Below are 13061 nucleotides of genomic sequence, written 5' to 3'. Positions count from 1 at the left end.
TTAATAAAGTTGTTTAACTCCTATTGAACTAAAGCACCAGTTAAAGAAGGGAATTCTATATTACCTCGTATACTTCTTCTAAATACTTAATTGATTCTTGTTGAGCTTCTGATTTTACTTGAATGTCGATTTCATAATCTTTTCTGAGATGTAAATAAAGTGATATTGTAGATTTAATTGCATTATAGCAGCTTTCTTTTTCGTGGATGGCTACTGTTTTTTCTAATTTCTCAATGAAGTCTGGTGCATCTTCTTCAATTCTTCTTACCCCTCTTGGTAAAGAATTATTTTTTATTAGCACTAGCGGGCCTATTGCATTTTCTCTGAGAAATGAAAGGAAATCGATTACTTCAAACAATTCCCCTCTTCCAAGTTTAGTAGCAGCATAATGTATCCAAACCCAAAATCCATCTTCAATCCATTGCATATCTGGATAGGGAAAAGAATAATTAGTTTTATTTAGTATCTGACTTACTGTTGAACCTCTTTGCCAAACTACAATAGGTTTTTCAACTCCATTCGAAACCTCGTCAATGGTTACAAATTTTAAATCTACATGAAGAATAGGGGCATTGTACAAGCAAATTAGTAGTCGAGGCTCACCCACATGCTCCCCAGTGAATCCCGATAGAAGATGACCAAACCCACTTGCAATTTGCAACCTGTTCTTCATTATTGCGTCTTGGAAGGTTGAGTCATAAACAAGAATCAAATCTATATCACTAAACTGATCCATAGTATTGGTTATTATTGAACCACCTGCAAGTATACCTATAAAGCGTTCATCTTCTTGTATTTGCTTTTTTACTTTTTGGATAAAATCTTCATGCTGTTTTAACATGCTAATCACTCCCGTAAATTGACCTACTAAAAGTAGGTATTACTTCAGAATAACATAATAGAAATTCAAATTCCACAGTGGTTATTTTGCTATAAACAGAAAAATATGCTTTCTTATTAAGTTAAACTACTCCGTTATTGGAAGAAGGATTTTTAAACAACTATATTATTTTTAAATGACTTTATTGAAAATTAAACAACTTTATTATCGGTTTGCACCAGGGCTGCTGTTGCTGCGTCTTCATCAACATTATTTTTTTGTGTCAAGAACATGGAACGGATGTTTGAACTCTTGCACCGTTATTACATAAGCAGACGCGCCAAATTGACTGAGAATTTTCCTCCTTTGCCACTTCACTCGAATTATTCCCGACATTTGTTTTCGATTAAAAGAAACCGACTACTCGGTATGTTTTAAAGAGAATGTGAGTAATGTTATTTTTCATAGTCATAATATTACTAGTATTATTATGACTATGAAAAATATAAAAAAAACACAACGTTCCCCACTAGCCATGGCTATACTTGCGCTTCTTGCAGAAGAACCCATGCACCCGTATCGAATGCAGCAGCTCATCAAAGAAAGAGGAAAGGATCAAATAATTAACGTACGCCAGCGTGCGAGTATTTACCAAACCATTGAGCGTCTACTGCGGGACGGACAGATTTCTGTTAAAGAAACGTTACGAGAAACCGGAAAACCTGATCGAACTGTTTATGAAATAACTAAGGAAGGAAGAGAAATATTAATAGAATGGATTCGTGAGGTACTATCTACACCAATACAGGAGTTTCCTAATTTCCCGGTTGCAATATCGTATATCAGTATATTGTCACCGCAAGATGCCCTAGAGAAACTCGAGCAAAGGATAGATGTACTAGAAAAAACAGTACAACAGATCGATAATAATCTCCAAACCTACAAGAGTCTCATTCCAAGACTGTTTATGTTGGAATCTGAATATCAAAAGACGGTATTAGCAGCAGAATTGGAATGGGTTCGTTCTGCCAGCGAGGATATCAGGAATGGCTCCCTTTTCTGGAACGATGAGTGGCTCCGTGATATAGCGGAGCGACTGACCAGCCAAGAGGAGTAAGTAATTTTCAAAAAATGAAGGGAATTAATAAGGAGAAGTTTCGCATGACAAACAAAGATGTAACAGCAAAAGGAATGGATTTAACCAAAAGCGATTTGAAAAATTTTGATCTTCAAGCAACGGACCTAAAATACGGAAAGTTTTACTATAGTAATCTAAAAGCAACTGAACTATAGCCAATCTGATTTAACAGGGTGTTCCTTTAAATGCAGTAACTTGGATGACGCTGTATTTTATGGTGCCAGTTTGAATAAGGCTATATTCGATAAATCCGACTTGAAAAACGCATCTTTCTGAAATGCCTTTTTAAACAATGTATCATTCAAATCGGAACTAAAAAAAGTGATTTTTGATGGTGCAACGATGGATAAAGTGACGTATACGATCCTAAAAGGAAATAAAGAAAACCTTGATCATGTAAAGGTCATATAACAAGACTACTTCGGAAAAGGAGGAACACTTTCGTGAAACGAAAAAAGAGCAACTTAGGCATCGTCATTGCAGGACTTTTACTTGGTATATTAATGGGGTCAATGGATGGCACTATAGTCGCAACTGCTATGGGCACTATCGTCGGTGAGCTTGGAGGGTTAGACAAATTTGTTTGGGTTACATCGGCCTATATGGTTGCAGAATTGGCCGGCGTACCGATATTCGGCAAGCTGTCAGATATGTATGGTCGCAAAAGATTTTTCGTTTTTGGTCTTTTAGTATTTATTATAGGATCGGCTTTGTGCGGGACAGCGGATTCCATAACGGAACTGGCAATATACCGCGCTATTCAAGGTATCGGCGCAGGAGCGATCATTCCAATCGCTTTTACAATCATGTTAGACGTTGTTCCATTCGAATCGCGTGGCAAATTTGGTGGTGTCTTTGGTTCTATTTTCGGCCTTTCGAGCATATTTGGACCACTTCTAGGCGCGTACATTACCGACTATATTAATTGGAAATGGATATTTTACATTAACCTACCTGTGGGCGTAACGGCAGTTTTAATGATTGTGTTTTTTTACAAAGAATCCTACGAGCATTCTAAGCAACCAATCGATTGGGCTGGTGCGTTTACGCTTATTGGTGCAGTAATCTGCCTGATATTCATGATGGAGCTTGGGGGCAAACAGTTTGCATGGGACTCTGCTGCTATTTTGGGACTATTCGCCGGGTTTATCCTGTTAACGATTGCGTTTCTTATTATCGAGGCAAAGGTAAAGGAACCAATAATTTCGTACAGTTTATTCAAAAACCGTTTGTATACAACTAGCATCCTAATTTCCTTATTTAGCGGTGCGGCGTTCATCGTCGCTTCAGTATACATGCCGATTTTTATTCAAGGTGTTTTTTGGGGGAAAGCAACGGATTCTGGCCTTGTGCTGCTCCCAATGATGCTTGCATCTATCGTGACTGCAATGATTGGCGGTTTTGTGATAAACAAAGTATCTTATAGAACTGTTATGATTTCGACTTTGTTAGTGTTAGTCGCCGGTGTTGTGCTGGCATCGACCCTAAAGAGTGATTCGACGCGATGGTTAATAACATTAAGTATGATATTAATTGGTTCAGGTATCGGATCTTCGTTCTCTGTGCTTGGCAATGCTGTCATTCACGGAGTAGTGGCGAGACAACGAGGAACTGCGAACTCCACACTTACATTCATTCGATCTCTTGGCATGACTATCGGAATAACCACGTTCGGCATTATTCAAAGCCAGCTGTTTTCGAATAAATTGGCGAATTATCTTCAATCCATGGGTGGCAAAGATGCCCAATTGCCAAAAGGGCTTGACCTGAAAGACCCACATATACTGTTTTCACCAGAAGCGCGTGAACACATTCCGCACGAAATTTTGGACCAAATGAAGAACATGCTTTCCGACTCGATTACGCATACATTCGCATGGGCGATTATTCCCGCTTCTCTTGCATTTTTTATCTCCTTTTTTATGGGACGATCGAAGCTTGATGCGTCTGCAAATGCGGATGAAGAATATGTTTCAGGACATTAAGGAGTTTTGCAAAATGAACTGCTGCATACTCGCTGCAGTTTTAAATTAATTATTTCAAATAGATAGGTGGTAGTAAAGAAATGGCAAAATTTTTAATCAGTACAATGCCTGCTACTGGACATGTAAATCCAATCCTGACAACTGCAACGAAATTGGTTGAAGAAGGGCATCAAGTAGTATGGCATTCAGGACCGGCAATGGAAGGGAAAATAAAAGCTACCGGGGCAAGTTTTGTTCCATTCAAGCATACGCCTGATATTATTGAAAGTGCGATAGATAAACAGGAGAAGGGCCTTGCAGCAGCAAATACTGCTGTGACAAGCTTATTCGTCGACCCCATGCTTGGTCAGATGAAAGATTATCAGGAGATAATAAAAGAATTCCCCGCAGATGTATTAATTGTTGACATGTGTAGTCTAGGAGCTTACCTTTTTCATGAAAAAGGTGGTCCGGTTTGGGCAAGCGTAGGAATGATTCCTTTAAGAACCGGAGAAAGCGCCATGCATGGATCCGGAAAACCTCCAGCTAAAAGTGCTCTTGGAAGGCTTAACAATCGTATGATAAATTGGATCGGGACTAACGTTATGTTAAAAGATGTTACTAAAAAAATGATTAATGATCTTAGAAGTATACAAGGGCCTGAGATCCCTAAAGGTAAAACCGCTTTTGATTGTCTTATGTCTCCATTCTTGCATTTACATGGTACAACAGCAGCATTTGAATTTCCATATAAGGAAATCCCATCTCAACTTCACTATGTTGGACCTATGCTGCCTCCAATGCCGACAGATTTCATACTTCCCAAATGGTGGTCAGAGCTTAGCTCAGGCAAGCCTGTCGTTCATGTAACTCAAGGGACGGTTGCTACTGATGTCGAGGAGCTGACACTGCCGACAATTAGGGCAATGGCGGATGAGAATGTACTTGTTGTCGTTACTACGCCAAATCCAGAAAAACTGGGGGACGTACCGCGCAATGTACGTGTAGAGCGCATGATCCCACATTCTCTTCTGCTTCCGTATGTTGATGTCATGGTTACTAATGGTGGATATAATGGTGTCAAGGTCGCACTATCCCATGGAGTTCCTCTTGTGGCGGCAGGGATTCTATCCGATCAACCCGAAGTGTGTGGTCGTATTGAATACTTCGGTGCAGGGGTTAATCTTAAAACCAGTACCCCAAGCAGTTCTCAATTAAAGGAAGCTATTTTAAAGGTACTAAAAGAGCCAGCTTATCGTAGAGAAGCAAAAGTCATTCAGTCAGATTTTGCTTCCCATGATAGTGCAACGGAAGTGGTACGATTGCTTGAACTTCTAGCGAAAACAAAAAAGGCTGTTCTTCGAGAAAGATTGTAAATGATTGCATCTGTCTCTGTTGATTTGTAGTGTCAAGTGAAAACGTGAAGATAAGGCTTTCCTTAATCCTACGAGCCATATGAGATTATTCTCTTATAATTACATGGCTTTATAATATTGTTTAGCCAATAATAACTATTACAAAAAAATAAATCAGGTGGTATAAATGGAAATTCGTTTTGTAAAATGTTCAGACTACGATATTATTTCTCCACTACTCAATGAGTGGTGGGGGGGGAAGGAATATGTCTGATATATTTATATATAAGTGACATCTATTCTGGATGACACTAAGCCCAGTACTCCCAAGCACCTTCACTTATAATTTGAATGTACAAGTGGAGGTAAAAGCAAATAAATTATACTTAATCTTATTACGAGGTGTTATTAAATGACAGCAGATAAAATTCCCCGTTAAGCCCGTGATCCTCCGTGACCATTCATATATTATCCCATTCATAATTTTATTAAAAAGGAGAAATGATATATGATTGGCCCAAGAAAATTGACAAGAGAAGAAAGAATGGAAATTGCTTATACGATAGCAAAACAACTATTAGTGAGATATGGTTCAAACGTTAAAGCTATTGGAATCTATGGCTCTTTAGCTAGAAAAACTGATGGTCCCTTTTCTGATATTGAAATTAAATGTATTTTAAATCCTTTAGAAGAGAGCTATAGCTATGAATGGACATCAGGAGATTGGAAGGCAGAGGTGAATATTGATTGTGTAAAAGATATTATAGAAGAGGCTACCACAGTAGAAGAAGATTGGCCGCTCACACATGGACAATTTTTCAACATATCTCCACTTTATGATCCTGATGAATTTTTCCAAGCGTTAAGACAAAAAGCTGGTTCGGTAGAAAATAGTTTTTTCAAAGAGGCCATTTGTAAAACATTAGTCGAGGAAATGTATGAATACATGGGAAAATTAAGAAATATAGAATTTCAAGGTCCCAAAACATTCTTACCTACATTGGCGATGAAAATATCAACTACAGGTGCGATGATATTAGGACTACATAACAAACGATATTTTACAACATCCGCTCAAGTATTACCCGAGGCTATGTCTTTTACTGATAAACCTGATGGATTTGACGAGCTCTGCAAAATGGTGATGTCAGGATATCTTTCTGACTCAAAACAAATTGTTAATTCATGCGAAAAATATTGGGAGAATTTATTAAAGTGGTCAGCCAACCATGACTACATGATAAAATGTTCAAGTGACTTGCCTGTACGATCAAAATAAATCTACTTTTCAGGAAACAATTGTAACTAAATGTCTGAAATTTATAAAGCTATAACGAAAATCAAAACAACTCTAGGGATTTCTCACGAGTTGTTTTTTTATATTAAATGAACTCAATTATTGTGGACACCTATGAAAAGATGAAATTTTCGTTTTGTGGGTACTTCAAAATCTTAGCTTGATGGTGATGTGGCGGTACCCCATTGCCATCAACCTAAGAAAACAGTTCACCCCAAAAACGATAAATAAGCTTTTTCGTTACAAGAAATCCTAAAAATTTCGTTATGGGGGTGTAATAAAACTTTAGGTTGATGGGCATGTGGCGGTACCACTTTTTGGTGCGAAATCTGTTGATAGATTTTGCACTTTTTTTAATGTTTAATAGGATCAGAATGATATAGTGCCCCTATTTCTTGTAAACTCCTTTTCTCCATACCCACTCAATAGGACCATAACGGAAATATTTACTCCAAATCTTGCTGAATATAATTTGTACAAAAATAATTAAAAGCCCAAAGATACATAGTTGCCAGTAATATACGTGTGAGACATCTTTAAAGCACCACGAAAGAATGACAAGAGTTAGTATACTTTGGCTAATGTAATTCGTTAAAGCATACTGACCAACGTTCATAAAGGGTTGCAGACATTCTATATATTTTTTATTCTCACAAACTCTCAGTAGAGTACAAATATAGAATATAGCTAGCGTTTTCCCTCCAAATAGAATCCATAGTTGTACATCCTGAGAGTAATAGACATCTGTTTTTATAAAGTAGTAGATAATAGGACAAGAGAGAAGACATGAGATACATAACGAACTCCACTGTAAAAATCTAATTTTCTTTATTAATTCCGGTACCCTTTTAAAAATATTTTTCTTACCAGCCCATAACCCTATTAAAAATAAGCCTATATATTCAGGAATTCCTATTAGTAGTTGCTGGAATTCCTGAGTCATTAGAAAGAAAAGACGTGCTTTTACTTGATGAGAATAATGTATAAATAGATTTACAGTGTGATTGGTAGTGTTACCTGTAAACATATATTGATAGTAATTTGGTACTTCAGTAATAGAAGAACTTGCTCGTAAAAATACAATAATATGTAATACATAGCTAACCGTTAGGAAACTACAACCAGCTATAAAAATAAGCTTAGTAGATCGCTTATAAAAGAACAATAGAATAAATCCAGCTATAGCATACGCATGTAGAATATCTCCATACCATAGAAAGGTGAAGTGGAGTAAGCCGAAGACTAGTAAAATACATAGTCTCCGGGTAAATAGCTTATACATAGGATATCCTTTTGCTTCCGTATTTTTCATAAAGATATAAAATCCTACTCCAAATAAGAATGCGAAAATAGTGTAGAACTTTGTTTGTATAAACAAATCTACTAAAAAACGAATCGTTTTATCTGTACTGGTGTAACCTGCCTGATTAAAGGGATCTAGTCCCGTCATAGTGGGTAGATTCGCAAATAGGATACATAGTATGGCGATACCTCTTATTATGTCTAAAGAATGAATACGGGCGTTTTGTTGCATGTTAATTCTCCTTTCTTACAAAGAAAAACGAGCACTATACTAGCTAGCGCTCGAATTACGTCTTGCAAAGAATCCATCATATGTAGCAGCTGACACTGCCCCTTCTAGACGTTCAACTTCTTCACCTCTGTTATAAGCTACAACAACTGGAGTACCTGGAATGTCGAACTCTTGAAAGGCACTTTGATTTTCTGGTGTAGAGATATCAATACGATAGATGGTTCTATCATGCTTTTTTGACATACGATTGATATCTGGTGCAGCTTTTTTACAAAAATGACAGGTAGGTTGATAGTAATACGCAATGAACTCTTCATGGGATTGTATTTTTTCCTTTAATTCTTCTTTTGAAATATCTTTTATATTTTCAGGTGCTTCTTTTACATTTGCAGCAGATACAATTGTTTTTTCTGGTGTTATAGTTTCTGTATTGACTGATTCATTCTTAGTTAAAGTAAAGATCGCAATACAAGCAACACATAAAGTAGTAACAATTGCTCCAATTTTGTAGACTTTTTTCATAGTAAATTCCTCCTTAAAGAAAAAAAAGGACAAACCTCGCCCGAGTTAACTGGGCGTAAGGTTTGTCCTTCACGCTACGTACAATAGAGTATAAACAATGGAAACAAATTTTCTATCTATATAATACCATAAGATTTATATAGAATGCTATAAGAATTTTAAGAGAAAAACAAAGGAATAAATTAATCATAAATTTCATGTACCAGACTAAATATTAAAAACAATAAACAGAACAACAAGGGGATTCTCTGTGGTGTATCCAACTGATAGGGACACTATCCTCCTCAAATAACATTCAACAAACACATCTCAAAAAGTGTGTGTACTTATGAAGTATGTCTTAAGTACATTTTGATACCTTTTGAAGTAGTTATATTCTTGAAACCTACTTTATAAATGTAATTATGGTGTATAATCCCAACTTAGGTTAATGTGTGAAAAAGAATTAGAAAAGATTTTTGTATTTCCTATTAAAGTAAAAATAAAGGTGAGACAATAGCATTAAATAAAAGTTGAGGTGATTTCATGAAGAAAATATATTTTCTTCATGAAAGAGATAAAATAGATAATATCCCTGTATTCACAAATTATTACCAGTATCAGGAAATTACTTATTTTTTACGTGTTATAGAAGCACTTGATCCTCAATTTGTGGAAGATTTAAATAAGATTGTACCAATCTATACGACAGCGGAGCGATTACATAAAGCATTAGAGGATTCTAACGGTAGTTTTGTAGATATGAGTGATTGGGCAGTACTTGAAAAAGCAAATAATCAATGTAATTCTCATCTTCTAGAATTAAGAGATGCAATTATCAAATGGGCTCAAAAATATAATTTAGTGGATAATTCATTAAATAAGAAAACGTTTTTAGAAATTGGACTTTGGGCTATACCTAGCAAACGAAATCATCCTGCAGAAATAGAGAAAAAAAGAAATTTTATAGCCAAATGGGTAGAGAGCTACCACAGTAAATTATTAATTGGTCTATAACTGACTCAATTTATATAGAGGACGAAGAAGAGTTAGACGAAAGTAAAATCAAAGACAAAGTTTTCACTGGAGATGAATTTCCTTTTGTTTTTACTCCAAACTCTGAAAATATGAATCAGTATAACATTACAGGATTTACCATTGAAGCACATAGCTATGAGAACATTTATCCCAACTATGAATTTGATTTATTTGAGGCCTTTAATGGAAGAAAAGAAAATATACAAGGGTATACATTTGGGTATGCATGGGATCCTAGAGATCAAACATGGAATGAATTTGAGAAAAAATTAGATATTGCTTTTAAACAATATAAAGATTTATATAAGAATCGTACAGAAAATCATATGAAAAAATTAGGATATGTAGAGGGGAAGGAAAAAAGAAATAAAGAACATTTTGAATGGCTTGTACGTTTTCAAATTCAGGGATGGACGATAAAAGAAATTGCTGATTATTATAGTGAAGAAGAAAAAGTACTGGGTGAAGATACAATAAAAAAAGCACTACATTGCACATCAAATATTATTGGGGTTACATTAAGGTAATCTGTAAAGTTATATCTTTAATTTTAATATTTTTTCCTATTAATAAAAAGGAACACATATCAGCTATATAATATGTGTTCCTTTTTACTGTATATTTAAGGAACAATTATATTTCTATTATTTTTACGTACTCTAGTGTGAATGCAATTACATTTTTTTCTTATATATCTAAGGTGATATAATTATGCTAATGCATTACATCTTACTGTTTTAGTAAACCAAAGTGATAGGATGGTTAGAATGAATGTAATTACAGAAGACTTATTGGAGATATATAAGAAAATTGAAAAAGTGCAGAAAAGATATGGAGACTTGAAGAAGTGTGAGATTCATTTGCATACACCAGCTTCGTATGATTACCGTCTAGTTCCTGATAATTCGTTTCAACAACTAACAGAAAAAGAAGTAATCAATATAGCGAAAGATTATGGTTATTTTACCGAGATTCAGCAACAGAAAATGTTTGCTCTCGTTAATGAGGGTGAATATAAAGGACAAGAGTATCTTGATGCTTTATCTCATCAAAAAGTACCTTATGATAGCTTAAAAGAATACATAGCTTATATGTTGATTGCTCATCAATTATACTCACACAAAATTGAGGTTGTAGTAATATCGGATCATAATACCATTAGTGGTTATCATAAACTCCGGTATGCTCTTAATAAATACTTTATAGAGCGGCTAAAAGGGAAGGTATTAAATCAAAAAAGCATACATTTATTCTTAGGTGTAGAAATATCCTGTGCTGATAAAAATCATGTAGTTGGTATATTTGATGAAGCAAATTATGAAAATGTAATGGATTTTTTAGAACGCTTTGTAATTACAGAAAATGATGGAACTTGTGATCATAGTCTAACAATAATTCGAGCTATAGCAGATATTGGAGGGTTACCTTATATAGCACACATAAACAGCTCAGATTATATAGGAACAAATATCTATAAAAAAAGTTTATTTTCATCAGATACCTTAAAAGTGTTAGGTTTGACTAACATAAGTGTTAAAGGGAAAGTATTAAACTCAGTTAGAAATTATGTGAAAAAGAAAGAATTTTGTTTTCTTCATGAAAGTGATGCTCATGATTTAGACAGTATAGGGATAAACAATACTTGGATTAAATTTAATAGTTTTACTTTTGGAGCTTTAAAGCAAGCGATTAATAATTATAGTTTCTGTGTTTTTACTACCAAACCAAATTTTACAGATAAATATATAAAAGGGATATGTATCGATCCTGGAGATGATGGCTATTTATGTGGAACTCAAGGAAAACAAGATAAGTTTGATAAGAATATGTTCAACTTAGATTTTTCGAGGGATTTAAACTGTATCATAGGCGGAAGAGGTACTGGAAAAAGCACCTTATTGAATATTATTGAAACGATTTTTATCATGGAAACTACAAATAGAGATCAGCTAGAATCTCTTTCACAGCACAAGAGAATTTATATTGTATTTTCTTTAAAAGGAAAGGAATATATTATTCGTTTCCTTCCTCAACGAGATACAGCGAAAGTTACACGGGTAAACATGTTTTTCATAAGAATGCTTTTATAGGTGATACGCTTTAAGATGATAAAATAAAACTTGCTAACCACTTGATGGAATTATTTGGAATATAAATGAGAAGAGAAGATACATTTGTTGCATCCTTAGTTACTATTCAAAAGCGTCGTGAAATTTTAAAAGAAGTTTATAGAAAAGGGTACTCCATTAATAATATCATTCATCGAATAGATCAAGGGGAAATTGGTGATTTTGTAAGAGAGACAGTTTTCAATGGAATAAAACTTGAATTTAAAGAGTTTTTAAATCAACTAAAAAAGGAAAATAGAAATAAATATAGAAAGTATTTTAGAGAAAATTTGAATAACTTGATTGGAAGTCTAGATTCGCAAAAAAACATGTTAAAATTGTTATTGATGGGTTTAATAAAGAAAATAAAGATTTGATAAAAATTGAGCTTTCCCCTAAACAAGGACAGTTAGATTACTTTCTTGGAGATTTGTTGATTCGTATCAATCCAAATAAACATATAGCTAAAACCTTTTTAACATGGGGAGAAGTGGAACGATTTTTATATGAAATTGTAGACCGTATAGGATTCTTAGAGTTTTTCAATTTATTAGCAAATGACAAGTATAAGGAACTGGAAAAAACAGTTTCAATCTTGAACTTTACAAAAAATGCTAGTAGTTCTATGCATGATGTTGATGAAAGTTTTGAAGTAATTACTGAACGCAATTTATCGACAGTTTATAAGAAAATTAAAAGTGAGTTACTTAAGGACAAAGAACTTTTATTATCATCACTAAATAAATATTGTGCAATCATTGATGATTACACACTTTTCTTTAACATTAACTCAAAAGAGTCAATAAATTATGAAAAAGTAATAATGAAAAACATAGAATACTTGTCTTTAGGACAAATGGTAGTTGCAATATTAACATCTATATTGAACTATGGTACATATTGTGGTGATAATAGCCCTTTAATTATTGATCAGCCTGAAGATAATCTAGATAATCAATATATATATATAAGAATTTAGTAACTAGTTTGCGACAAGTAAAAAATGAAAGACAAGTTATTGTAGTCACTCATAGTTCAACAATTGTAACTAACGCTGATGCGGAACAAGTAATTGTACTAAAATCAGATAACAAGCATGGCTGGATTGAAAATAGAGGTTATCCAAGCGATAAAATAGTAATGAAGTACATTGTTCAATACCTTGAAGGTGGAGAAGAATCATTTAAACATAAGATGGATGCATATTCTACTATATTATTGGGCGTTTAAATTTTTTCCGTAAATATAATTATAAAACAAAAAGGACTTGTAGAAATCACTACAAGTTCTTTTTTAGATAATGTAG

Annotated in this window: 11 protein-coding genes and 1 pseudogene; 9 read left to right on the top strand and 3 right to left on the bottom strand. The window is 34.3% G+C overall.

Annotated elements, in window-relative coordinates:
* Window positions 1-55: 55 nt before the first annotated feature.
* Complete coding sequence (locus CN409_RS09110; protein ID WP_097981689.1) at window positions 56-841, bottom strand: nucleotidyltransferase domain-containing protein; 786 nt, start codon at window positions 839-841, stop codon at window positions 56-58.
* 424 nt (window positions 842-1265) lie between these two features.
* On the opposite strand from CN409_RS09110, the gene CN409_RS09105 reads away from it, so the two are divergent.
* From CN409_RS09105 to CN409_RS09085, 6 genes are all read left to right on the top strand, one after another.
* Entirely contained in the window at window positions 1266-1937 is a 672-nt protein-coding gene (locus CN409_RS09105) for a PadR family transcriptional regulator (protein WP_240518627.1), read from the top strand.
* Between the two features lie 44 nt (window positions 1938-1981).
* A complete protein-coding gene (locus tag CN409_RS32540; protein ID WP_255260088.1) occupies window positions 1982-2113 on the top strand; it encodes a hypothetical protein in 132 nt (43 codons plus the stop codon).
* On the top strand, window positions 2103-2234 hold the full coding sequence (locus tag CN409_RS32785; RefSeq protein WP_080000404.1) for a pentapeptide repeat-containing protein: 132 nt from the start codon (window positions 2103-2105) through the stop codon (window positions 2232-2234). Before CN409_RS32540 ends, CN409_RS32785 begins: the two co-directional genes overlap by 11 nt.
* Window positions 2235-2401: 167 nt before the next feature.
* Complete coding sequence (locus CN409_RS09095; protein WP_097981691.1) at window positions 2402-3943, top strand: MDR family MFS transporter; 1542 nt, start codon at window positions 2402-2404, stop codon at window positions 3941-3943.
* Between the two features lie 80 nt (window positions 3944-4023).
* Window positions 4024-5298 (top strand): glycosyltransferase, encoded by a 1275-nt coding sequence (locus CN409_RS09090; RefSeq protein ID WP_097981692.1) that lies wholly within the window; start codon window positions 4024-4026, stop codon window positions 5296-5298.
* A gap of 487 nt (window positions 5299-5785) precedes the next feature.
* A complete protein-coding gene (locus CN409_RS09085) occupies window positions 5786-6556 on the top strand; it encodes an ANT(4')-I family aminoglycoside nucleotidyltransferase (protein ID WP_000580135.1) in 771 nt (256 codons plus the stop codon).
* Window positions 6557-6962: 406 nt separating this feature from the next.
* Here the strand turns inward: CN409_RS09085 and CN409_RS09080 are convergent, their stop codons facing one another.
* A complete protein-coding gene (locus tag CN409_RS09080) occupies window positions 6963-8108 on the bottom strand; it encodes a DUF418 domain-containing protein (RefSeq protein ID WP_097981694.1) in 1146 nt (381 codons plus the stop codon).
* Window positions 8109-8147: 39 nt separating this feature from the next.
* Window positions 8148-8630: a thioredoxin family protein gene (locus CN409_RS09075; protein ID WP_097856106.1), complete on the bottom strand. Its 483-nt coding sequence runs from the start codon at window positions 8628-8630 to the stop codon at window positions 8148-8150.
* 525 nt (window positions 8631-9155) lie between these two features.
* Between CN409_RS09075 and CN409_RS32310 the strand changes: the two genes are divergently transcribed.
* The 3 genes and pseudogenes from CN409_RS32310 (at window position 9156) to CN409_RS32780 (ending at window position 12985) form a co-directional block, all read left to right on the top strand.
* A complete protein-coding gene (locus CN409_RS32310; protein WP_240517865.1) occupies window positions 9156-9626 on the top strand; it encodes a hypothetical protein in 471 nt (156 codons plus the stop codon).
* A gap of 110 nt (window positions 9627-9736) precedes the next feature.
* Entirely contained in the window at window positions 9737-10174 is a 438-nt protein-coding gene (locus tag CN409_RS32305) for a hypothetical protein (protein WP_235355693.1), read from the top strand.
* A gap of 240 nt (window positions 10175-10414) precedes the next feature.
* Window positions 10415-12985, top strand: a pseudogene (locus CN409_RS32780) (Spaf_1101 family AAA-like ATPase).
* Window positions 12986-13061: the final 76 nt, after the last annotated feature.

It is taken from the genome of Bacillus sp. AFS012607 (assembly GCF_002558005.1).
Taxonomy (GTDB): domain Bacteria; phylum Bacillota; class Bacilli; order Bacillales; family Bacillaceae_G; genus Bacillus_A; species Bacillus_A thuringiensis_S.
The sequence above is the reverse complement of the archived record's forward strand: the minus strand, read 5'-3'. Positions and strand labels throughout refer to the sequence as shown.

Bases quoted from the DNA above. Each gene is read 5' to 3' on its own strand.
- CN409_RS32305 (WP_235355693.1), top strand. From the start codon at position 9,737: ATGAATCAGTATAACATTACAGGATTTACCATTGAAGCACATAGCTAT.
- CN409_RS32540 (WP_255260088.1), top strand. From the start codon at position 1,982: ATGACAAACAAAGATGTAACAGCAAAAGGAATGGATTTAACCAAAAGC.
- CN409_RS09090 (WP_097981692.1), top strand. From the start codon at position 4,024: ATGGCAAAATTTTTAATCAGTACAATGCCTGCTACTGGACATGTAAAT.
- CN409_RS09075 (WP_097856106.1), bottom strand. From the start codon at position 8,630: ATGAAAAAAGTCTACAAAATTGGAGCAATTGTTACTACTTTATGTGTT.
- CN409_RS09085 (WP_000580135.1), top strand. From the start codon at position 5,786: ATGATTGGCCCAAGAAAATTGACAAGAGAAGAAAGAATGGAAATTGCT.
- CN409_RS09110 (WP_097981689.1), bottom strand. From the start codon at position 841: ATGTTAAAACAGCATGAAGATTTTATCCAAAAAGTAAAAAAGCAAATA.
- CN409_RS09080 (WP_097981694.1), bottom strand. From the start codon at position 8,108: ATGCAACAAAACGCCCGTATTCATTCTTTAGACATAATAAGAGGTATC.
- CN409_RS32310 (WP_240517865.1), top strand. From the start codon at position 9,156: ATGAAGAAAATATATTTTCTTCATGAAAGAGATAAAATAGATAATATC.